The sequence below is a fragment of the Acinetobacter sp. S4400-12 genome, assembly GCF_024129495.1.
GTDB lineage: Bacteria > Pseudomonadota > Gammaproteobacteria > Pseudomonadales > Moraxellaceae > Acinetobacter > Acinetobacter lwoffii_C.
This window is the reverse complement of the sequence record NZ_JAMXYB010000008.1, coordinates 57,647-81,144: the sequence shown is the minus strand read 5'-3', so window position 1 is coordinate 81,144 and position 23,498 is coordinate 57,647. Positions and strand designations below refer to the sequence as shown.

Genomic DNA, 23,498 nt, shown 5'->3' with positions numbered 1-23,498 from the left:
GTTATGTTTAAATGGCTACCTCTTTACCTAACAAGTGCGTTAATTGTTGTCGCGAGACTTCATTAACCTGCTGTTTGTCGACCTTGACAAAGGCCACTTGCTGTTCAGACATCACCACAACCTCTTCAATACCACGAATTGCCAAAAGCTGAGAAGTCCATTCGTCTGTTTGTCGGGTCTCCGGCAAACGAAGGACCAGTGAGGAAAGATAACGAGGTTGTGCCAATCCAAAACTCATCAATAGCCAAATTATAGCAATTGCCGATAAGATACTCCAACCCAGTAACGTATTGTTCAAAAGCAATAATTGACCACCAATCACGCCACCAAAAAATGCACCCAAAAACTGGCTACTGGCATTGACGCCCATTGCGGTGGCCTTGGATTGAATCGGGGCCACCTTGGACAACCAGGACGGCAACAAAGCTTCCATCACATTAAAGGCAATAAAGAACAGGCCCAGTCCGGCCAGCAATATATATTTGGATTCAAAACCGAAAATCAGGATCAACAGGCCCAAAATAATGCCGCCAATTGCCGTCAGGAAAATACCGCGCATCTGACGGTATTTCTCTGCGAGTACAATACTTGGAAACGCAAAAAACAGGCTGATCAAGAGTAAAGGTAGATAGACCCAACCATGACTCGACAACGGTAAACCGCCAAACTCAATCAGCTGCGAAGGTACATAGATAAACATCGCAGTGAGCAATAAATGCAGGGTGAAAACTGAAATATGCAGACGGTTCAGGTCGCCCATTTTCAGCACCTGTTTTAGCTGGGTCAAATACCCCTGCTGGAAGTTTTTATGATGACGGCTGACTTTAGGTACCATCAACAGCATGGCGATTGCCGCCAGTCCCATAATGGTCGTGACCCAAAACAGGCCAGAGATACCGACCAGTCCGGTCAGCCAAGGCCCCAAGCTAAACGCGACCACAAAAGACAGGCCGATACTCATGCCCATTACCGCCATTGCTTTCATACGGTTTTCTTCACGGGTCACATCGGCCAGCAAGGCCATGACCACAGCCGAGACTGCGCCGCCACCTGCAATTGCACGTCCAATGATGACTCCATAAATGGTGTCGGACATGGCGGCAACCGCACCGCCCAGGGCAAAAAGCAACAGGCCCAGAACCACCAGGGGTTTACGGCTATAACGGTCAGCGATCAGGCTAAATGGTATTTGCAGCAACGCCTGAGTCAGGCCATAAATACCAACCGCCAGACCGATAAGCGCAGGCGTAGCATATTCATATGACTGCCCTGCTACTGAAAATACAGGAATAATCATAAACAACCCCAGCATGCGCAGCGCAAAAATACTGCTCAGGGCAAAGGTCGAGCGACGTTCTAAAGCATTCATCATAAATTCAGGCGATTCAGCGAATTAATCTTGGTGCACAGATTATAGGACATTCCATCCCCAGTAAGGCATGATTTTTATTTGAAATAAAAATCAGCAGGGGCTGAAAAACAAAAAGCGCAGCCGGAGCCACGCTTTTCAAGATCAGAATCCCTTATTGATGCAGGGCACTTTCTTTTTTCTTATATTGGATAGAGGCAATAACAGCCCAGACAATAAAGGCCACCCCAATCAGGCCAGTCACAATTTCAGGAACATGCAAACCGGTTCCGCTGGCAATCATGATAAAGGCCAGAGCACCAATTGCATAATGCGCGCCATGCTCCAGATAGATATAGGCATCCAGTGTGCCTTTTTCTACCAGATAAATGGTCATTGAACGGACGAAAATCGCACCAATCGCCAGACCCAGCATAATAATGACCACATCAGAGGTGATGGCAAAGGCTCCGATCACCCCATCAAAACTGAAAGAGGCATCCAGCACTTCAAGATACAGGAAACCACCAATACCGGCTTTGACCACACCCGTCGGTACGCCATTTTCATCATGACGAATGGCATTGCCCTGTTCATCAATTTCCGGCTCACCGCCCAGTAAATGACTGAGGACCTGCACCCCAATATAAATCACGATGCCCCAGATTCCCGCCATGGTCACTGCCAAGCGTTTGTCTTCCACCACATTGCCAGCCATAATTAACAGCACCACCAGGGCAATAAAGACCGACATGGCCGGAACACTAGCCAAGTTGGCAAGACGGCGTTCCAGCATTCTGAACCAGTGCGTGTCTTTCTCTTCATCCAAGAAGAAGTTCAAAAACACCATCAACAGGAAAGCGCCACCAAAAGCAGCAATCTCCGGATGATGGGCCATCAAACGCGCCGAGTATTCTGCAGGATTATTCAGGGCCAGCCGTACCACTTCCATAAAGCCCATTTCCGCAGTTACCGCGACAATGGCCACCGGGAAGATTAAACGCATACCAAATACGGCAATCAAAATCCCTATAGTCAGGAATAGCATTTTCCAGAATGGATCCCATCCCCGTAGGACTGAGGCATTGACAACCGCGTTATCGAAAGATAACGACACTTCCATAATCGCTAAGATAGCGGTGATGGCAAGCGCTGTGAGCATGGTTTGCAAGCCCGCTTCCGGACCATGGGTATAACCCCAATAAGCAGACAAACCAAGACACACGATCGAGAATGCGATTGAGAAACCAAAATGTTTCAACATACATATCGACCTTGAATCAAGTAAATAAGACGTATTTTTTCAGTAGAACTGCAATACGGACACAATAAACTGTGCCAATTATGAAACTTTTGTGGCCCAAACCAAAGCACTTCCTGTGGTCTTTTGTATTATTTTCTCAAGGCAGCCTCCCTGGTCTTTTAAACAGCCGGTTCTTTGCTATAGTGCTGCATGGCTTAACTTAAACTGCTAAGGATTTCAGCATGAGTTTTTCACAACAGGTTTGGCAACGTAATCTTGCGCTCTACCAAAAGACACTGGCCCTGCCGTTTAACCAGCAACTGGCACAGGGAACACTCAGCCGTGAGGCTTTTAGTCATTATGTGATTCAGGATGCGCATTATCTGCTGGCTTATGGCCGTGCCTTGGCTGTCTGTGCGGCAAAAGCGTTTGAAGCCGATGACGTTATCCAGTTTAGTGAGGCGGCTAAAATTGCCATTGTGGTCGAACGCAGCCTGCATGATGGCTTTATGCAGGATTTTGGTATTAGCAAGGCGCAGTTTGAAAATACCCCGCTGACACTGGCTTGCCATCATTACACTTCTTATTTACAGGCGGTGGCCTGGGCAGAAAGCTATCCGGTGGTGGTGGCTTCCCTGCTGCCGTGTTTCTGGATTTATGCAGAAGTGGGCAAGGACATTATTGATAATGCCGCCCCGAATAACCCTTACCAGGCCTGGATTGATACCTATGCCGGTGAAGAATTCCATACCGCAGTGCGTAATGTAATTAGCACTATTGACCGTATTGCCGAGCGGGTGGATGCCGATACACTGGAGAAAATGCATCAGGCTTATACCGATGCGGCCCGTTTGGAATGGCTGTTCTGGGAGAGTGCCTTTGAACAGCGCCAATGGCCAGGTCTGGATGACGTGAACTAAATTTTCGTTTCTAAAATCCATCCAAAATGCCAGTCAGTGAACCATTGACTGGCATTTTTATTCATCAAGCGATGAAATGTGCATAATGGACGTTCTCCCTCACTTACAGTTTTTCTTTATCTCCATATTTCCTCTGCTGTTAAGCCTCTCAATCACCGCAAAAAACTTCCTCTTCTGATACTCGCAGGTCTTGGTTTTGATAATTTTTTTAGTTTCGTTTCACTTGCTGGGTCTTTGCTGCAATGGTCTGTTTGCTCTGGATTTTTTGAAGAAGACTATACTCAGTTTCTGAAAAATCAACTCAACGTCTAAGCCCAAATGCTTCATGATATTCCGCATGATATATGCTTTGAAAAGATCAGATTCGCCTCGCTACCCTAGCCTGCCAAGCGAGCAATGAGTGAAAATTAACCACAATTAGGCACCAGTCTTTATACAGGGCACGTGACTAATATCCGACATAACTTGACGTTTAAAATACTTTTATTTGCACTTGAACATTTTTCATTCGGTATCATATAAAGGTTTTTGATGAATATTCTAGGATCATTGCATGAGCCAAAGCCACATCCGTATTCGAGGTGCACGTACCCACAACCTGAAAAATGTGAGCCTTGATATCCCACGCGACAAGTTTGTGGTGATTACGGGACTGTCGGGTTCAGGCAAGTCCTCACTGGCTTTTGATACGCTCTATGCCGAAGGCCAGCGCCGTTATGTAGAATCCCTGTCTGCGTATGCGCGCCAGTTCCTCTCCCAAATGGAAAAGCCGGAAGTCGACTCAATTGAAGGCCTAAGTCCCGCCATTGCCATTGAACAGAAATCCACCAGCCACAACCCACGTTCAACGGTCGGAACAATTACCGAAATTTATGACTATTTACGTCTGCTCTATGCGCGTGTCGGTACACCCTATTGTCCTGAACATGATCTGCCGATGGTCGCGCAAACGGTCAGTGAAATGGTCGATGCGGTTAAGGAACTGGAAGAAGGTACTGCACTGTTATTATTAGCGCCTGTGGTGCGTGAACGTAAGGGCGAATACACCGCCCTGTTTGAACAACTGCAAAGCCAGGGCTTTGTCCGGGCCCGTGTCGATGGCGAGATCATGGAAATTGATCCACCACCCGAGCTGGATAAAAAGAAAAAACATAGTATCGAAGTGGTGGTTGACCGCTTTAAGGTACGTGATGACCTGGGCAACCGTATTGCCGAAAGTTTTGAAACTGCCTTACGTCTGGGTGGAGATATCGCGATTCTATCCTGGATGAAAGATGAGCATGAGGATCGGATATTTTCTGCCAAGCACTCCTGTCCAGAATGTGAACGCGCAGTGGCCGAACTGGAACCGCGTCTATTCTCCTTTAACAACCCTTTTGGTGCTTGCCCGGTCTGTGACGGTCTGGGGACACGCAGCCATTTCAGTGCGGAGAAACTGATTCCGAATGCAGAGGTCAGCATCAGTCAAGGCGCGATCCGCGGCTGGGACCGTCAGCGTCCTTATTATTATGGCATGCTGCAAAAAGTCGCCGAGCATTTTGGCTTTTCTCTGGATACTCCTTGGGAAGAGCTGGATGCCAACACCCGAAAGAAATTCCTGTATGGAAGCGGCAAGGAAAAAATTGACCTGAGCTATATTGATGAACGCGGCCGTCGTCATAACCGGGTGATGCCTTTTGAAGGGATTTTGCCCCACCTAGAACGCCGTTACCGTGAAACAGAAAGCAATTATGTGCGCGATGATCTGGCGCAGTATTTATCCAATGCTGCCTGTGATGCCTGTGATGGTTCACGTCTAAATGAAATTTCGCGTAATGTGAAAATTCTGGACAAGACCATTGCTGACATTACCCGCATGTCGATTGGTGATGCCGAAAGTTATTATCAGAGCCTGAATCTGGAAGGTGCCCGTGGTGAAATCGCGGACAAGATTTTCAAGGAAATTCGTGAACGTCTGCACTTTCTGGTGTCCGTCGGCCTGAATTATCTTAGTCTGTCACGTTCTGCCGAAACCCTGTCGGGTGGTGAAGCACAGCGTATCCGTCTGGCTTCCCAAATCGGTGCCGGCCTGATGGGTGTCATGTATGTCCTGGATGAGCCATCAATTGGTCTGCATCAGCGTGACAATGACCGCCTGTTACAAACCCTGATCCGTTTGCGCGATCTGGGCAATACCGTACTGGTGGTTGAACATGATGAAGATGCAATCCGCGCCGCTGACCATATTATTGATATTGGCCCGGGTGCCGGGGTACATGGCGGATATATCATTGCGGAAGGAACCTATCAGGAACTGGCAGAACACGAAGATTCCCTGACTGGAAAATATCTGTCTGGCAAACTGAAAATCGAGGTGCCAAAAAAACGCATCCAGCCCCCTAAGCCGGAAGAACAGATCAAATTGATGGGCGCCGCCGGGCACAACCTAAAGAAAGTCGATCTGACCCTTCCGTTGGGTATCATGACCTGTATCACCGGGGTATCCGGTTCAGGTAAATCGACCCTGATCAATCGAACCCTTCTGCCTTTGGCAGCGACCCAGCTCAATGGTGCGACCACGCTGACTGCTGAAAAGTTTGATTCAATTGATGGCCTGCAGTATCTGGACAAAGTGGTGGATATTGACCAGAGTCCGATTGGCCGTACACCACGTTCAAACCCAGCAACTTATACCGGCCTGTTCACGCCGATTCGTGAACTGTTTTCACAAACACAGGAAGCCAAAGGTCGTGGTTATACGGCGGGTCGTTTCTCGTTTAACGTGAAAGGTGGACGCTGTGAAGCCTGTGAAGGAGACGGGATGATCAAGGTAGCAATGCACTTCCTGCCAGATATGTATGTGCCCTGTGATGCCTGTCAAGGCAAGCGTTATAACCGTGAAACGCTGGAAGTGAACTATAAGGGAAAAAACATCTCAGATGTGCTGGAAATGACCGTCGAAGATGCCATGCATTTCTTCGATGCCATTCCGGTGATTCACCGTCGTCTGGAAACCTTGCATCAGGTGGGATTGGGTTATATCCGTCTGGGTCAGTCTGCGACCACTCTTTCTGGTGGTGAAGCGCAACGGGTGAAACTGGCGCGGGAGCTGGCCAAACGCGATACCGGTAAAACCCTGTATATTCTGGATGAGCCTACTACGGGTCTGCATTTTCATGATATTGCCAAGCTGCTGGACATCCTGCATCAGCTACGCGACAAGGGCAATACCATCGTGGTAATTGAACATAATCTGGACGTGATTAAAACTGCCGACTGGGTCGTGGACTTAGGTCCTGAAGGCGGCTCGGGTGGCGGTATGATTGTCGCGGAAGGTACGCCTGAACAGGTCGTGAAAGTCAAAGCTTCACATACGGGTAAATTCTTGAAGCCGTTGTTAAAGTGATTTAGAAAGGGCTCATAAGAGCCCTTTTTTATTCTTTTAATCTTTTTATGACATATTCAATATTTTTTTGTCTTTCAGGGCTAGATACTTTTACCTCCTCATCAAGTACTTCAAATATTAAAGTATTAATTTGTGGCTGTAATTCAACACTGATTTGCTGACTAAGTATCTTTTTTAAAACGCCTAATGTATGAAATTTTTTAAATCTTTCGTCTTTTGAAATTCCATTAAAAATTAAATCTTTCCAATCAGCTTTAGTTGCAGATCTAAATACTTGTGGATCCGTATGAGGATTCCACCCACTATGCTCGATGTATCGATATATTATATCAATTAAAGTTGGTAATCCTTGAAATGGCATTTCATCATTCAGTTTTTTAAGATAAATATGAAATTTATTCTCACTTTTAAATCCAAAACTAAATTGATCTTCAACAAAGCTATGACCGGTACTAATATATCTTTCTTGCAACCATCCTTTAATCTTTTCTTCTAACTCACATGCTAAGCTTTCATTTCCAAATTCGACAAGTAACTCACAATAAAAATTTAAGTTTTCTAAGTTCTCAAAGCCTATTCGCTTACAAGATGCATCATATAATTTTTGACAAAATTGACTATTAATTTCTAAATTTCGCCATTGCATCATCAACCGTTCTAGCTCGCTTCTTACATTATTATTATATTCAGATATTAGATGCGAATTAGCTAACTCAGCCAATCTTATAAAGTCAGGCTCTTGAATTTGATCAAAGTATTTCTTAAATTCGATTAACCATTCATCAGCATGGACAAAATCATAGGCTATCAATTTCAAAGACTCATATGTTTTCTGCCTTCTTTCAGACCAATCTTTTTGTTTCTCCTCAAAAACTAATTTAATATCGTTCCATCCAAACTCATATTCCTTACCAAAATCTTCAATAAAATATCCTTGTAATACTCGAATCAAAATAATTTCTTTTGTTGTATCTGCTACTTGCTCAGATAATTGCTCTAAGAATTGCTTATATAACTTAATAACTTTCTGAAAAAATCTAAAATTATGAATTTCTAATTTTTCTGCGAATTCAACCATCAAATCAACTAATGGTGCATCTATGCCTTGAGTATTTGCACGAATCAAAGGTTCAACAGTAGTTATTTTGATTTCTGCATCAATTAACTTTTCTTTGTATTCAGTATATTTATTATCTTCACTTTTTGACTCATCTAAAATCAAAATTACTTGGCAATTTCTTTCAAGCTTTAATTGATTTGCTAAACCCATAACATCTTGAATTTTAATTTTTTCAGACAATCTTTCAAAATCATCAAAGCAAATAATTGAATTTTTTACCTCTGAATAAAGTAAGGAATCTATTAACTTTGAACTCGAACTCACTCCATAATGAGAAAGCTTTATATCTTTGAATTGGGCTAATGAACTTTTAACAAGTTGAGGTATTCCGTAATGAGTATGTATATTTCTAGAATGTGGATTCCAACCAATTTTTATGGCAATTTCATTCTTTAGAGCATCTAAAGTTTCTATGCCGAACAATGAAACATAAGCATATTTTTTATTCTCAAATATATTTGTATAATTTAATTTACTTGCATAGTAATAGAAATTACTAACATTTTTATGCTCCTCAAGAGTTTGGTTTTTTAGAAAATTTTTCCAAAAAAAAGTTTTACCCACTCCCCAATATCCAGTAATAGCCACAGCCATACCTTTGTTTTCATTTTCTCGAAATATCCGTTCTAATCTTTCTTCTGGTTTCATCTTTATGCATCTAAGGATAATAAATTGGCTTAAATTTAAATTAAAAAGTACTTTGCCACGAATTTAAACCTCCGCCACCGCATTGCGTCCCTTGGCCTTTGCCGCAAACAAAGCATCATCTGCATTGGACAATAAAGCTATCCAGGAGCCAGCACCAATCGCCACTCCAATACTGACCGAAACCTTGATCTCATCTCCTGTTGCAGTCACAATATGACGCTCCGCCACTTCAGCGCGGATTTTATTGGCCACAATCAGTGCCTGCTGCCTCTGGATATTTTCAATCAGTACCAGAAACTCATCGCCCCCATAACGCACCAGCAAATCTGTAGCACGGACATTGGCTTTTAAACGCTCTGCCACCAGCTGAATGACCTGATCGCCAATAATATGTCCATATTGATCATTTACCTGTTTTGAAATGATCAATATCAATAATCATCAGACAGGTTTGGCTCAATTGACCCGGCTGATTTTCCAGAAAGCGGATATATTCTTCCAGCGCGAAACGGTTGGATAATCCGGTCAAAGAATCGGAGTGGGCAATATTCTTTAAACGAAATTCCAGGGCATCGCGTTCCTGCAACATCTGCTGTAATTTCTGAATGGCCGCAAATAGAGAATCTGAATGGCTCGTGTCACACAGCGGCATATCAATTTTTTGACGACCCGAATTTTTAGATAAATTCAACAGCAGGCGACGCGCCTGAATCAGCGGCAGAAAAACCTGTTTGCGTGCAAAGATCATGGTAGAAATAGCGGTCAGCAATGAAATCAGCGACAACAATATGCTCCAGGTTAAACGCTGCATATTGCTGTTCATTTCTCGGATCGCTGCATCTCGGCTGTATTGCAGTAGGTAAGTTTGTAGGTCTACCACAGTCACAAATTTATCTACGATCGCTTCAGTCAGCTGGGTTCCGCTTAAATGGTAATCACGTTGCTCCAGACTATCATTGATCAGCTCACTGACGATCGGTAAACCTTGCTGAATAAACTTGGTTTCTACCCGCCGATGCAAATGGATGAATTCCTCGGTTTTTTCTTGAGCAGGTTGAAGGGTATCAATTAATGACCACAGATAACGTACCTGATGCTGGGTCTGTAAAGAGCGAGTAATATTTTCTGTCGGGAGCGGTGTTTCAAATGTCACATGCGCCATGACAGACGAGGCAACCCGTCCTGCCTGATCGCGCAAATCAGATAAAAATAGAATCTGGCTAATATAGTTCTTTAGATGAGTTGATGAGCTATCTGAAGTCATTGCCACACCCCGCAAAAGTTCGCGGCAACTTTCCCAGGCAGCGAACATCGCCAGAATGGCCTGATCCATTTCCTGTGCACTACGTTGCTGACGTGGCATCCGGGTATAGGCATCAACCTGTGCACGTCCTTTTTTCATACTGATTTCAAGCTGTGAAAGTTGCTGATTCAGATCGTTAAAACCAACTTTTGCCAATACTTCAGTCGTCAGGGATAATTGCTGGTCTACCTGCTGCCGATAACGGATTAACTCTTGCTTATGCTTGGCAAATTCTTGCACCGAACTGGACATGGCTTTATTGGCAGGTGCGCGCTCACGCGAAATTTTATTTGCCAGATCAGCGACCTGTTGTAAGGCATTCAGTTGTTGATAGGTTTGTCTGGATTTTAAATAGCTTTGACTGCTACTGACAATCAAGGGAATACAGATGCAGAGTAAGCACAAAATAATAATCGACATCGACCAGTATAAACGTTTACTGATCCACTCAGAGCGTAATGTACTCATGCTATTGTATTACGCCCCAATATTACAAACAAATCTAAATAACCCGAATCGCGGATAAAAAATTGACTTGAAAAATAAATTGATGATTTCTTTCTTAAATTTGAAGCAACCTACTGGAATTTCCTTAAACAAAGTCGTCGTTTCTCCAGAGTCCGAACCGCTCACTTGAGTATCTCAGAAATCACTTTTATCGCGATCTGGTATAAATGTTCTCATTTCACTAATTTCAAAGCATTTTTCACATGGTTGAAACAGGATAAAAATCATTTATTTAAAAGCTTACCCTGTTACCAACGGATGATTCATCTGATTAATAAACATCAATTAGCTCTACACGCTTTACATGTGGCGCTAATGAAAGGCCAAGGTACACAATATTTATGGATTGATTCAACAACTCTGCCAGTTTGTAAAAATCAACGTATTCAACGCCATAAATCATTAGTCCAAATTGCATCACGTGGTAGAAGCTCAATGGGCTGGTTTTATGGCTGTAAATTACATATTGTGATGAATCAATTTGGTGAAATTGCTTGTTCTGCTTTATCCAATGGACATTTGGCTGATATCAAAATGGTTGAGAGACTCGTTAAAGAGATGGAAGCAAAGTTGTATGGAGATCGTGGCTATATTAGTCAAGAACTGAAGAGTAGGTTGAAAGAGCAAGGTATTGATTTAATTACCTATCATCGAAAAAATATGCAGGCTATACAACTTTCTGAGTCAGATAAATATCACTTAAAACAGCGCAATAAGATAGAGACTTTATTCAGTTTATTGAAAGGTCAGTACAATTTAGTGACAAGCAAAGCACGTAGTGTTCATGGATTTTTAGGAGGGATCTACGCGTCCTTGTGTGCATATCAACTGATCCATAAAAATAAGCCAACAATTCAAATTATGAAGTCATCAGCTTAAGCAGGATTCGGGTTAAATAGAATGTTTATTATACAAATAAAAAAAGATTTTCTTAATGTCTTTGGTCTTAGTTAACTTATGTTTTCCATAATTTTTTACAATCTTAACTTCTTAAAATTTGTAATATTACTCCTTTCAGATGGTACAGCAGAGTTTTATATCTACAGTCCAACACAAACGCATATCAAAATAAGAAAATATTTATAGTTAAAAAATTAAATAAACTTGTTTTTAACCTATTTACACCTGCCACAATTAAGTGCATAATGCACCGCATTAGGGCGAGTTAAATTATTCCTCAGCAGATTTTTTAATTTACCCGGACATTTTGGCGAAAAAACCTCAATTTTCTTTGAAGATTGAGGTTTTTTTTTGTTGTTTATTGATATCTCGCTTTTTGATCTGGTAAAAATGAATCATTTTGGTGCGTTTTTTATTTTTTCATAAAGAAGCTTTGTAGGCTTATTTGCCTTCTATTCATAAATTTAAAATAAAAAAAAGCCCAACCTTGGGGAAAGCTGGGCCGATAAAACGAAAAAATTGTGGAGAATCAGTCAGAATCCTATATAAGTATGAACCATGACCTGATTTCTCTATTATGTGCGATTTCGCCTGCAAAGTAAAGCCTATTATTTTAGTCGGATTTAAGGTTGTCCACCTTCATTAATAGTGACATTTATCACAATAAATTAAAAAACAATGATCTAAATAAATAATTAACAGAAAAATTGTATATTTAAAATACTTGGACTTTTTATCCTCTATCCTCTCTAAAGCAGAAATTTAAAATTGTTTATACCAATCAAAATTAAAATTTAATCGTTTTTAGGGATAATTAAATCTTCATGATTTAGCCTTTTTTATCATTTTATAAGCTGAACCCTAAGCATAGCTTGCTGTAATTAAAGGTAATTTTAACCTAGCTGAAACATGTTTAAATAAGTAGACTTTTATACAAAATTAATACAATTTTTTAATCGTAAAAAACAAGGACTTAGCAGCTGATTGACTTAATAAATTGTTACAATACAATAGCTCCCCTGTTGTATATCTTCTGTAACTAAACGGTAAATATCATGAAAAAACTCGGTTTAGCCACTGCTTTATTATTAGCCATGACCGGCGCTCAAGCATATCAATTTGAAGTTCAAGGTCAGTCAGAGTTCATCGACAATACTGTTAATGACAAAGATTTCACTGGTGCGGTTCAAGGTACTTACTACTTTAAAAATGTAGATGCATCTAAAGGTCCTTTAGCTGAAGCAGCTTTCTTAAACCAGGCATCAAATGTTTCTTTAGCATATACATATGGCGAATACGATGTAGACGCTGATTTTAAAGACCAAGTTTCTCATACTTTTGGTGCTAAAGCTGAAGCTTATGTTCCAACTAAATTTGTTCCTGCTTATGCAAGTGCATCTTATAGCCACACCATTACTGATGGTAAAGGCGTTCAAAAAGATGACCAAGGCGACCGTTATGCATTAGAACTCGGTGCTGTACTTGCACCTAACTTCTTGGTTGCTGTAGGTTATACTAGCGTTGCTGACCAAGTTTCTTATGACGCATTCAACATGTTCAATAATGGCGTTGTGAAAGCAGCTCTAGAATCTCAAACTATTAATGAAGACCAGGATGCGATCACTGCACGTACTAAATATGTAGGTGCAATTGATGGTACGAACATGTCAATTGGTTTTGAAACTGGTTTAGTATATGGCGAAGATACTGCTTATAACTTAGGCACAACTCTTTTCCTTAACCCTGCTTTAAGCGTGGGCGCATCTTATATGGAATCTAGCTATGCTGGTTCTCCAGACAAAGCTTGGGGCGCAAACGTAAACTACTTCATCACTCCAGCGGTTGCAGTTGGCGCATCTTATGTAAATGCGAATGCTGAAGGCGAAGCGCGCGATACGCAAACTGTAGGCGTAAATGCTAAATTCCGTTTCTAATTTCTGATTAGACGTTGAATAGAAAAAAGGACGCTGATGCGTCCTTTTTTTATTGGGCGAAATATTTATTCTGGTGAACGAATCAGGCTCAGGAAATGCAGATGACGTTCATATTGATCAATGATGTCCTGTAGTAAATCTTCCTGTGTCCATTCCATTACATCATAGCCCTGTCCACCTTCTTTTAAAAAGACTTCAGCCTGATAAGACTGGTCATCCTCAAGCTCGGACATAAAAGTGGGACTGATCATTTGTGTCATTACCACCTGATAGATAAAATTCATCTCATCCTGATGGTCGACACGCAACTCAATTCCCTCCTCCAGCGCATGAATCTTGACCTGTATTTGACGGCGTTTCAGCTCGGTCTGAAAACTACCAAAAGCTTTGCTTGCCGTAGTATCAATAAATGCCTGCACTTCAGCCTTGCTATGCGGATAATGCATAATCAGTCCTAGCCTTTGCTGCCAGCTGCGCGGATTTTGAATCGCACGCGGCGTAATGCGTGCAGCCTGCACAGCATGCATTTTAATTACATCCAACCTCAGTGCTTTAAGTAGTCCCCAGCAAATGAGCAGCATGATCAGGGTAAAAGGCAAGGCACTCATGATCGTGGCAGACTGTAAGGCCTCCAGACCACCGACCAGCAGCAAGGTAATCGCCAGCAAGGCCATCACCAAAGTCCAGAACAGGCGTTGCCAGACCGGTGAGTTTTCAGTTTTTGCTGTCAGATAATCAGTGACTAGTGAACCAGAATCGGCTGAAGTCACAAAGAACAGCATCACCAGCAAGGTTGCCACAATACTGGTGACGGAACTAAAGGGTAAACTGCCCAGAAATTCAAACAGTGCAACCGATGAATCACGCTGCACCGCTTCAAGCAGACTGGTATTGGCTTCATGAATAATACTATGCAGGGCAGCATTGCCCATAAAGCCCATCCAGATCAGGGTAAAGCCTGTTGGGATCAATAGCACCCCAACAATAAATTCCCGGACTGTGCGTCCTTCTGATACACGCGCAATAAACATGCCCACAAATGGTGACCAGGAAATCCACCAAGCCCAATACATGATGGTCCAGCCTCCAATCCAGCCGCTAGGCTGATAGGCATACAGGTTAAAGGTCATGCTGAACAGATTGGAGACGTATTGGCCTGTAGCCTGAATCGTGGTCTGTAAAAGATAAATACTTGGACCAGCCAAAAATACAAAAATCAGCAACAGCAGGGCAAGCAACAAATTCAGTTCGGCCAGACGCTTCACACCTTTATCCAGACCAAAAAACACTGACAAGGCGGCCATGCTACTGACCACAATAATCAGGACAATCTGGGTACTCGGCTGCTGCTCAATACCAAACAGATAATTCAGGCCCGAGTTGATCTGGGTTACCCCGAATCCCAAGGTGGTGGCGACACCAAAAATTGTGCCGATGGTGGCAAAGGTATCGACTCCATCTCCAATCGGTCCATAAATTCTGTTGCCAATCAGTGGATATAAAGCGGAACGAATTTTTAAAGGCAAATTATGCCGGTAAGCAAAATAGGCCAGTGCCAGACCGACCAGGGTATAGACGGCCCAGGCATGCAGACCCCAATGGAAGAAAGTAATTCGCATCGATTGCTGGGCAGCCACCAGTGTCTGAGGCTCACCAATCGGTGGCGTAACATAATGCATGACCGGCTCTGCAACGCCAAAGAACATGAGTCCGATGCCCATGCCGGCGGTAAACAGCATCGCGAACCAGGAACCACTATGATAGGCGGGCTGGCTATGATCAGGTCCAAGCTTGATTTTCCCCATATCGGACAGCGCAATATAAATCAACACAATCAGGAAAATAGCCACGGACAACACATAAAACCAGCTAAATGAAGAGGTAATCCACTGATTTAACTGTTGTGTGAGTCCTTGAAAAGTATCCGGCGCAAAGAGCACCAGTCCCAGAAAAATGGCAATAATGACCACGGTACTGACAAAGACATTCGGGTTGACATTAGCCAGCCAGGAAGATGGTTTGGAAGACATATATCCCTCTTTTTTTCAATCTATGGAAAGAGCGAGAGACTCAAATAATTATTTGCAAGTAAAAACTATGAGAGAAATAAATAGAGTGTGTTGATAATTCCTGTGGCTTGGCAACAACGCATATTCTTTCTGCTTTCCGCGCAAACCATTTATGAAATATCAATAGACCCTAATATAAAGGCAGATAAATAAAATCAATTTGAATCCGGCCTTATTTTAAAGTAGGGTGAAAAATAAAGCCGTCAGCTTAATGTAACAAGAAAATCAAACCTGTCTGGCTTTACAGAGCGGTTTTTTTATCCGGTTTTTGCTATTTTTTCTTGGAGGGAATATAGGCAATATATTGTAAGGCAATCAATCGTGAAACGATTAGCGCCAGATACATCACCCCAAAAAACATCTGGATAATTGCCAGCATACGGGCAATCGGGCTAACTGGCATCAGGTCAGATAAACCGGTGGCAGACTGGACACTAAAACTCAGGAACAGTAAATCCAGCCAAGGTTGATAGGCATCTAAATCGGGATGTGCAAAACTGTAGGGCACCAGCAACTGGCAAATGCTATATAAAAAGGCAAAGCCCCAAGCCAGCAAGGTAAAGACTGCGCCTGCGGCAAACAGCTCATCTTTGGTCAGATAACGATCATGAAACATATAGCTCAACAGGCCATAAGCTGCACTAAAATAAGCACTGGCTTCAAACAGGTTGGCCGTAATATGAATCCAGTTATCCTGAATCCCCAAAGCAATTAAGGAAGAAAAGAAAATCGCACCTGCGACAAACGTCAGCCCTAAAATCGTAAACATCGGGGTCTGTCGAATGACTTTGGCAATGACCAGCAGCACCAGAACTCCAAGCACCCAGGTAACAGCACGATAGGACACACTTTCATAGGCCAGCACCGATAGGATCAAAATCAGCAATTGCAAACAGAGCAGCCATGCAGATGGCAAATGCTCAAATGTTGCCCAGAATCGTCTTAATGCCTGCTTCATACTGCCCTTCTTCTTGGAATTCATATTCGCGATTTAATTATTATCAGCCTCAACATAGCATGCAGCAGGTTTACGGGTGTTTAACAATTTGTATGAAAATTACTGAAAACTGCTCTACGCTATGCTTTTATTTTTTTGCATATAACGTTATGGCGAAGAAAACTAACTGTATTGCAGGCCATAAAAAAAAGCCCCGGATGGGGCTTTTTTAGGATGAAGCGATCTTAGTGATCAGAAGCACCCGAGATACCGATACCGGTTTGTGAACGTACAAACTGGGCATCGAAAGCTTTGCGCTCTGCTTGTGCCTGAGCTGAGTTATCTGTGACCGAGAACAACCAGCAGCACAAGAAAGACAGTGGCATTGCAAATAATGCAGGACCGTTAAATGGAACCACTGGAGTATCCGAGATGCCTAAAGTATCTACCCATACTGCTTTAGACAGCACAATCAAGGTTACTGCGGTTACCAGACCTGCAACACCACCAATCACCGCACCACGTGTCGTCAAGCCTTTCCAGAACATGGACAATACCAGTACCGGGAAGTTGGCACATGCCGCCACCGAGAATGCCAGACCAACCATGAAGGCAACGTTTTGTTTCTCGAACAGAATCCCAAGAATCATCGCAAAGATCGCCAGACCTAAAGTCGCAAGCTTAGACATACGTAGTTCAGACTCAGGCGTAGTTTGGCCTTTCTTCAACACGTTGGCATACAGGTCATGCGAAATTGCTGAAGCACCAGACAGGGTCAGGCCTGCAACAACCGCAAGAATGGTCGCAAATGCTACTGCAGAAATGAAGCCCATGAACAGGTCGCCACCCACTGCATCAGACAGGTGAACTGCCGCCATGTTATTACCACCTACAAGCTCTAACTTGCCAGTGATCGCCATTTTCGCAACATCCAGGAATTGCGGGTTATTCGATACATACAGGATCGCACCGAAACCGATAATAAAGGTCAGCAGGTAGAAGTAACCGATAAAACCTGTTGCCACAACCACTGATTTACGTGCTTCTTTGGCATCTTTTACCGTGAAGAAACGCATCAGGATATGTGGCAGACCGGCAGTACCGAACATCAGCGCCAGACCTAAAGAAATCGCATCAATCGGGTTAGATGCCAGACTTCCTGGACCCATGATTTTGGTGGCATCTGCCAGACTCAGGTCATGTACTTTTGAATACACGCCAATCGCCTGTTCAAACATGTTGGTAAAGCTAAAGCCTACGCCTTTCATGACCATGAACGCCATGAAAGTAGCACCAGACAGCAGCATGACTGCTTTAATAATCTGTACCCAGGTCGTTGCCAACATGCCGCCGAACATTACATAGGCCATCATCAGCAAGCCGACAATCACCACAGCAAGGTTATAGTTCAAACCGAACAGCAGCTTGATCAGCTGACCTGCACCCACCATCTGGGCGATCAGGTAGAAGGCTACCACTACCAATGAACTCATGGCGGCTAAAGTACGCACCGGTTTTTCCTGTAAACGGAAAGACACTACGTCAGACAGGTTGTATTTACCCAAGTTACGCAGACGCTCTGCCACCAGGAATAATACGATTGGCCAGCCCACCATAAAACCAAGTGAATATAACAAGCCATCAAAACCTGACAGGAATACCATCGCAGAAATCCCCAGGAAGGAGGCTGCTGACATATAGTCACCGGCTATCGCCAGACCGTTCTGGAAGCCGCTAATCCCACCACCGGCAGTATAGAAGTCCTTGGTATTTGTGGTTTGTTTTGCTGCCCATTTAGTAATGAACAGGGTAGCCCCCACGAAAATCACAAACATGATAATCGCGTGCCAGTTGGTTGCCTGCTGTTCTGCTGCGCCTAAATCCGGACCAGCCATTGCCATCCCTGAGCCGACTGCAGTTGCAGCCAGGGCAATTAAAGAATTCCATTTCATCTTAATGAGGTCCTTTTTCATGAGCAATTGCTTCTACTTCACGTATTGCTTCTTCAGTCAATTGATCGAGACGGTTATTCGCGATATAGGAATAAACGCCACATAAGATAAATGACAGCACAATGATGCCCAGACCCAGTGGAATCCCCCAAGTCGTCACTCCACCTGAAATAGAAGACAAAAGAAACTCTTTGTTATAGCCAACCAGCAACATGAAGCCCACATAGACAAACAGCATAATGCCCGTTAAAGTCCAGCTGAGTGTGCTCTTCTTGCTAACCATTTCTTTGAATTTTGGATTCTGTAGAATTCGATCTACCTGTACCTCATCCATCGTTGCACTCCTGTAGCCCAACCGTGGGCTGATTATTTTTAATTCGAATTATTACTGTTGCAAATTAACAAGAATTGTGGCGTCTTGTAATTAAGACTTTGGTCGTTAAAAAATAATCAATTTCAACTGTAGCGTTCACGATGCGCTATTATAGGGCCAGCTTCAGTACACATCAGGCTCTATGAACAGTTGGCTTATCATAGGGGTGCTCGCCCTCTATATCGCATTACTCTTTATCTGCGCATTTTACGGAGAAAAACATACCAGCCGGTTCAGCACCCGTGGACGTATGTTATTGTTCAGTTTGACCTTAGGGGTCTACTGTTCATCCTGGACCTTTTATGGTGCGACTGGAGCGGCGGTTCGTGAAGGCATCATCTTCCTGCCAATCTATCTTGGTCCGCTGCTGTTTGTCGCAATTGGCTACGATATCTGGCGCCGCCTAGGACGGGTACGCCAGCACCATGCCATCTCCTCGATTGCCGACTTTGTGGCCGCCCGTTATGGTAAAAGCGGCCCTCTCGCCTCACTGGTCACCATTCTGGCGGTGATTGCCATTATTCCTTATCTGGCCTTGCAGCTACGTGCTATTGCACTCAGTGCGACGGTTATTCTGGAACCTTCCTCAGGTATGAGTAATACTACCAATGGCGTGCTGTTCCTGACAGGTATTCTCGCCATTCTGGCCATGATTTTTGGTACCCGGCAGATTGCCAACACCGAACAGCACGGCGGCCTGATGCTGGCAGTGGCTTTTGAATCATTTGTCAAACTGTTTGCCTTGCTGGCGGTCGCCTGTTTCTTCATGTTTGAAGCACCGGAGAACCTGACCCAGATCAGTCATGATATCAGTAGCACTTTTCATGACGTCCAGGTATTCGGCGTACCGGAAAGTTTCTGGACGCAAACCCTGCTGGCTGCATTGGCCATTATCTGCCTGCCACGCCAGTTTCATGTGGCCGTGGTAGAACTGCGCGATGAAAAACATATTCGCGGGGCACGGCGCTGGTTTGCGGTCTATTTAATTCTGACCACGGTGGCGATTATCCCGATTGCCAGCTGGGCACTACACGCCGCTCCCCAATATCTGGCTATTCCGGATGTCGCCGTTTTATCTTTACCGCTCAGCTATAATCAGGACTGGCTGACCCTGCTGGCTTTCCTCGGTGGCTTCTCGGCCTCGACCGGAATGCTGCTGGTGTCTTCCGTTGCCCTATCGATCATGCTCAGTAATGACCTGATCATGCCGGCGCTGTGGCGTTTTAAACTGCTGTCGCGGCATGACAAGCGCTTACCGCTGGTCCTTAAATTTACCCGCCGGGTCTGCATTCTCGCCGTCATGCTGATGGGCTTTTTGTTCTTCAACTTCTTTAATGATATTGATCAACTGTCGGTCTTTGGGCTGCTGGCCTTCAGTGCAGTTGCACAGTTCGCGCCTGCCCTGATTGGTGGTCTGTACTGGCGTGGGGGCAGTAAGCAGGGCGTATATGCCGGCTTGCTGACCGGTTTTGCCCTGTGGTCCTATACGCTGTTGCTGCCAACGATTTTACGCAGCCTGCCAGATCGCTATCAGCAATTTAGTATAGATTTCCTGACCCAAGGACCTTTTGGCTGGAACTGGTTACGTCCCGAAGCCCTGATTGGATTTGAATCTTTTGATCCTCTGACACATGGCGTGGTCTGGGCACTGGGTCTGAATACCGTGTTATACATCTGGATTTCACGCATGTTCCGCCCAAGTGTGGCAGAACAGATTCAGGCCGAAAGCTTTTTCTATTATGAAACCAAGCCCTTGCCGTCGCAAAGTCCGATGACTGAGGTAAGCTATTCGCATCAGGATGTTGCCCGCCTAAAAGTGGGTGATTTGCTGACCCTGGCAAAAAGGATTACCGGTGAAGTGCCGGCTGCGCAGGCATTCCAGCAGTTCTGTACACAAAATAATGTCGAACTCAATGAAAATAGCAGTGCCAATGGGATGTGGTGGCGTTTTACCGAACAGTATCTGGCCGGCACGATTGGCGCCGCATCAGCACGGACTTTATTGACCACCGCTATGGTCAATAATGGCCTGGCGCTCGGTCAGGTCGCAAATATTCTGGATCAGGCCTCCCAATGGCAGCGTTTTAACCAGAACCTGATTATGACCATGATTGACCATATGACCCAAGGGGTGAGTGTGGTCGACGAAAACATGTGTCTGGTGGCCTGGAATAACCAGTATCTGAAACTGTTCGATTATCCAAAAGATATTGTCTATGTCGGCTGTCCGATTGCTGACCTGATCCGCTATAACGCAGAACGCGGCGAATGTGGTCCAGGTTCGGTGGAAGAGCATGTGCGTAAACGGATTCACTGGATGCGCGTCGGCAGTGCACATGAATTTGAACGGATCCGTAAAGATGGCCGCGTGATTCAGATGCGTGGTAATCCGATTGAAGGTGGTGGTTTCGTAACAACCTTTGCCGATATTACCGCTTTCCGTGAAAATGAAGCTGTTCTGGAAGCCCGGGTCCGCGATCGCACCCAGCAGCTCGCCGATGCCCTGTCTGAACAGCAATTAGCGCGTGAGCAGGCAGACAAGGCCAATATGTCCAAGAGCCGCTTTATTGCAGCTGCCAGTCATGATCTGCTACAGCCCATGCATGCCGCACGCCTGTTTAGTACGGCGCTGGAACAGAGCATCCAGAATGATGAAGACCGCAAAACCTTACAGCAATTGGATCGTGCGCTGCATGGGGCGGAAAGTATGCTCTCTGCCCTGCTGGATATTGCCCGGCTGGAAGGCGGTACGATTCAGCCTAAACGTCAGGCCTATCCATTGCATGATCTGCTGAGTGACCTGGAACTCCAGTTCAAGTCAATTGCCGCACAGCGCGGGATCAAGCTCAGTGTGCATGATGCCCAGTTCTGGATTGATACCGATCCGCAGTGGATTCGTCGGATTATCCAGAACTTCGTCAGCAATGCGCTACGCTATACCGCCAAAGGTAAGGTGGTGGTCGGTGTGCTGCGTGCCAGTGAAAAACCCAATCATATCCGCATCGGAGTATGGGATAGCGGCCCAGGGATTGCCGAAGAACAGCGCATTAAACTGTTTCAGGAATTCGAGCGCTGTGGCCACGCTTCTCCATGGGGCGAACAAGGGCTGGGACTGGGGCTGGCGATTGTACAGCGCATGACCAGTATGCTGGGCTATCCGGTGCATGTCTATTCCACATATGGCAAAGGCTCCTGTTTCATGATTGAAGTCCCGGTAGTGGCTGCACCTCAAGTGGTGGCCACCCCCGTACAGGCAATACCATTAAAGTCTAAGGCCTTTAAAGTCCTGTGTCTGGATAATGATGAAGCCATTCTGGAAGGTATGTCGACCTTACTCACCAAATGGGGCTATCAGGTCTTTAAGGCCACCGAACCGGAACAGGCCATCGAACTGATCCGGCAGGAAAATATTCAGGTGTGGCTGGTAGATCAGCACTTGAACCAGGGCAAGATCGGTCTGGACTTTATTCTGGAACATCGTCAGCCTCAGGTTCCGGTGGCACTGATCACCGCAGATTCAGATCCGGAATTGCCACAGCGTCTGAAAGAGTTAAATATCGTACTGCTGAAAAAACCGTTAAAACCGGCCTCCTTACGCTCGTGGTTATCCGGCCTGAAGATTTCGGATCATTAACTCACTCGCTGGCTAAGTTTTCCTTCCCAGCCTTTTCACAGGATACCCATCTTCCAATCTGGAAGATGGGCATTTTTTATACACACCTTGCACATAACTTTACTCAATATGCAGAAAAAACAGGCAGATGTGCCAAAAGCACCAAAATTGCGAAAATTTGACCTGATCTATTGATCAAAAAGTTCATTTTAATTTTCACTATGGCAAAAGTTACCGAACCCCTTAATTCATAGCCGCACACTTAGTTACAAAAATATAAGCGACTGCTTTTTATAATACTTTTTAGAAAAAACCATTGAATAAAACTTTGGTCTTATTTTTCACCTAGCCAGCTTGGGCCTAAAAATAGAGAATTGAGAAACGATCAGTTTCCATCCAGTCCATCCTTTCCCCCTTCTTTGGCAGCTGATCCACTTGCACTGCATAGGAGCTCTTACAATGAAACTGGTAGATGAACATGTTGCTCATGACCTGAATCAAACCCAGCAATTTCACCTGCGTTATGGAGTCAATGCTTTATTGCCTCCGATTAACTGGTCACAGCTGTTTAAAGACAGTAAATTAGATGACAATCAATATCAGGCTCTGGAAACTCTTTATCAAAGTGCTGTTCCATTGGCATTACAGGTCTTTGATGAGCTACATTTTGATGTATTTGAACCCTATGCCTATAAACCCCAAGGTCTAGGTTTGTTTGAACGGCTTGCCGAACAGGAAAACAAGCTGATTCAGTCACTTGAAACCGAAGTACAAGATTTACCTGCAAAAACACGGCACCAGATCTGGAGCATGTTGCTGCGTGGCGGAGCAGTTTTGGTGTTTAAAGCCTGGCTGGGTAAAGTCAAAAATGATAGCGACTGTCTGGACACCCAACAGTTTGATGAACTCTCTGATTTATTATTTATCAAAACCTGTCCGCATGAACTTGCTGAACATTTACAGGTCAATCCGAATGCACAGGAGGATCATATCTTCTTGATGTATGACAATGAAGTGTATCTGGACCGTTTTAACAGTCTGGAGACCGCCGCACTCTTTGTAGATCTGGGCGTCTATGATGCGACCTTCCTGAGCCTACGTGATGACCGGATTGCAGAATATCTGAAGTCTAAAGGCTATGTGACCCAAGATCAGATTGATGAATTACAGTGCGCCCTGAACCCGATGTTCTGTACTGACCTGACGCAAAAACAGGACTATATTGCATAATTTTTTAACTAAAACT

The 23,498-nt window shown here is 44.4% G+C and carries 14 protein-coding genes and 1 pseudogene; 7 read left to right on the top strand and 8 right to left on the bottom strand.

What is annotated here, in order from left to right:
- Positions 1-7: 7 nt before the first annotated feature.
- Both NI461_RS05880 and NI461_RS05875 read right to left on the bottom strand, forming a co-directional pair.
- Positions 8-1,372 (bottom strand): MFS transporter, encoded by a 1,365-nt coding sequence (locus NI461_RS05880; RefSeq protein ID WP_253156826.1) that lies wholly within the window; start codon positions 1,370-1,372, stop codon positions 8-10.
- 151 nt (positions 1,373-1,523) lie between these two features.
- Positions 1,524-2,612, bottom strand: coding sequence for a DUF475 domain-containing protein (locus NI461_RS05875; protein ID WP_151205081.1), 1,089 nt, complete (start codon positions 2,610-2,612; stop codon positions 1,524-1,526).
- A gap of 221 nt (positions 2,613-2,833) precedes the next feature.
- Between NI461_RS05875 and tenA the strand changes: the two genes are divergently transcribed.
- From tenA to uvrA, 3 genes are all read left to right on the top strand, one after another.
- Positions 2,834-3,511, top strand: a complete 678-nt coding sequence (tenA, locus tag NI461_RS05870) for a thiaminase II (protein WP_151206879.1) — start codon at positions 2,834-2,836, stop codon at positions 3,509-3,511.
- A 78-nt stretch (positions 3,512-3,589) separates the two neighbouring features.
- On the top strand, positions 3,590-3,823 hold the full coding sequence (locus tag NI461_RS05865; protein WP_253156824.1) for a hypothetical protein: 234 nt from the start codon (positions 3,590-3,592) through the stop codon (positions 3,821-3,823).
- Between the two features lie 241 nt (positions 3,824-4,064).
- Positions 4,065-6,896, top strand: coding sequence for an excinuclease ABC subunit UvrA (gene uvrA / locus NI461_RS05860; protein WP_253156822.1), 2,832 nt, complete (start codon positions 4,065-4,067; stop codon positions 6,894-6,896).
- A 28-nt stretch (positions 6,897-6,924) separates the two neighbouring features.
- Here uvrA and NI461_RS05855 read toward each other — a convergent pair whose 3' ends face one another.
- Together NI461_RS05855 and NI461_RS05850 are read right to left on the bottom strand one after the other, a co-directional pair.
- Entirely contained in the window at positions 6,925-8,664 is a 1,740-nt protein-coding gene (locus NI461_RS05855) for a P-loop NTPase fold protein (protein ID WP_253156817.1), read from the bottom strand.
- Between the two features lie 63 nt (positions 8,665-8,727).
- Positions 8,728-10,435, bottom strand: a pseudogene (locus NI461_RS05850) (diguanylate cyclase).
- Between the two features lie 78 nt (positions 10,436-10,513).
- Here NI461_RS05850 and NI461_RS05845 point away from each other — a divergent pair.
- Both NI461_RS05845 and omp33-36 read left to right on the top strand, forming a co-directional pair.
- Positions 10,514-11,353, top strand: a complete 840-nt coding sequence (locus NI461_RS05845; RefSeq protein WP_253156832.1) for an IS982 family transposase — start codon at positions 10,514-10,516, stop codon at positions 11,351-11,353.
- 1,076 nt (positions 11,354-12,429) lie between these two features.
- Complete coding sequence (gene omp33-36, locus NI461_RS05840) at positions 12,430-13,308, top strand: porin Omp33-36 (RefSeq protein WP_253156816.1); 879 nt, start codon at positions 12,430-12,432, stop codon at positions 13,306-13,308.
- 65 nt (positions 13,309-13,373) lie between these two features.
- Here the strand turns inward: omp33-36 and NI461_RS05835 are convergent, their stop codons facing one another.
- From NI461_RS05835 to NI461_RS05820, 4 genes are all read right to left on the bottom strand, one after another.
- On the bottom strand, positions 13,374-15,338 hold the full coding sequence (locus NI461_RS05835; protein WP_151205085.1) for a choline BCCT transporter BetT: 1,965 nt from the start codon (positions 15,336-15,338) through the stop codon (positions 13,374-13,376).
- Between the two features lie 310 nt (positions 15,339-15,648).
- A complete protein-coding gene (locus NI461_RS05830) occupies positions 15,649-16,335 on the bottom strand; it encodes an ion channel (RefSeq protein WP_253156807.1) in 687 nt (228 codons plus the stop codon).
- A 224-nt stretch (positions 16,336-16,559) separates the two neighbouring features.
- Positions 16,560-18,266, bottom strand: a complete 1,707-nt coding sequence (locus NI461_RS05825) for a cation acetate symporter (RefSeq protein ID WP_151206884.1) — start codon at positions 18,264-18,266, stop codon at positions 16,560-16,562.
- A 1-nt stretch (position 18,267) separates the two neighbouring features.
- The gene (locus NI461_RS05820) at positions 18,268-18,600 is read right to left on the bottom strand and encodes a DUF485 domain-containing protein (protein WP_151205088.1); all 333 of its coding nucleotides are present in this window, start codon (positions 18,598-18,600) and stop codon (positions 18,268-18,270) included.
- Positions 18,601-18,781: 181 nt separating this feature from the next.
- On the opposite strand from NI461_RS05820, the gene NI461_RS05815 reads away from it, so the two are divergent.
- On the top strand, positions 18,782-22,273 hold the full coding sequence (locus tag NI461_RS05815) for a PAS domain-containing hybrid sensor histidine kinase/response regulator (RefSeq protein WP_151206885.1): 3,492 nt from the start codon (positions 18,782-18,784) through the stop codon (positions 22,271-22,273).
- 438 nt (positions 22,274-22,711) lie between these two features.
- Positions 22,712-23,482: a hypothetical protein gene (locus NI461_RS05810; RefSeq protein ID WP_151206886.1), complete on the top strand. Its 771-nt coding sequence runs from the start codon at positions 22,712-22,714 to the stop codon at positions 23,480-23,482.
- Positions 23,483-23,498: the final 16 nt, after the last annotated feature.

Bases quoted from the DNA above. Each gene is read 5' to 3' on its own strand.
- NI461_RS05875 (WP_151205081.1), bottom strand. From the start codon at position 2,612: ATGTTGAAACATTTTGGTTTCTCAATCGCATTCTCGATCGTGTGTCTT.
- uvrA (WP_253156822.1), top strand. From the start codon at position 4,065: ATGAGCCAAAGCCACATCCGTATTCGAGGTGCACGTACCCACAACCTG.
- NI461_RS05855 (WP_253156817.1), bottom strand. From the start codon at position 8,664: ATGAAACCAGAAGAAAGATTAGAACGGATATTTCGAGAAAATGAAAAC.
- NI461_RS05815 (WP_151206885.1), top strand. From the start codon at position 18,782: ATGAACAGTTGGCTTATCATAGGGGTGCTCGCCCTCTATATCGCATTA.
- tenA (WP_151206879.1), top strand. From the start codon at position 2,834: ATGAGTTTTTCACAACAGGTTTGGCAACGTAATCTTGCGCTCTACCAA.
- omp33-36 (WP_253156816.1), top strand. From the start codon at position 12,430: ATGAAAAAACTCGGTTTAGCCACTGCTTTATTATTAGCCATGACCGGC.
- NI461_RS05880 (WP_253156826.1), bottom strand. From the start codon at position 1,372: ATGATGAATGCTTTAGAACGTCGCTCGACCTTTGCCCTGAGCAGTATT.
- NI461_RS05830 (WP_253156807.1), bottom strand. From the start codon at position 16,335: ATGAAGCAGGCATTAAGACGATTCTGGGCAACATTTGAGCATTTGCCA.
- NI461_RS05835 (WP_151205085.1), bottom strand. From the start codon at position 15,338: ATGTCTTCCAAACCATCTTCCTGGCTGGCTAATGTCAACCCGAATGTC.
- NI461_RS05820 (WP_151205088.1), bottom strand. From the start codon at position 18,600: ATGGATGAGGTACAGGTAGATCGAATTCTACAGAATCCAAAATTCAAA.
- NI461_RS05825 (WP_151206884.1), bottom strand. From the start codon at position 18,266: ATGAAATGGAATTCTTTAATTGCCCTGGCTGCAACTGCAGTCGGCTCA.
- NI461_RS05810 (WP_151206886.1), top strand. From the start codon at position 22,712: ATGAAACTGGTAGATGAACATGTTGCTCATGACCTGAATCAAACCCAG.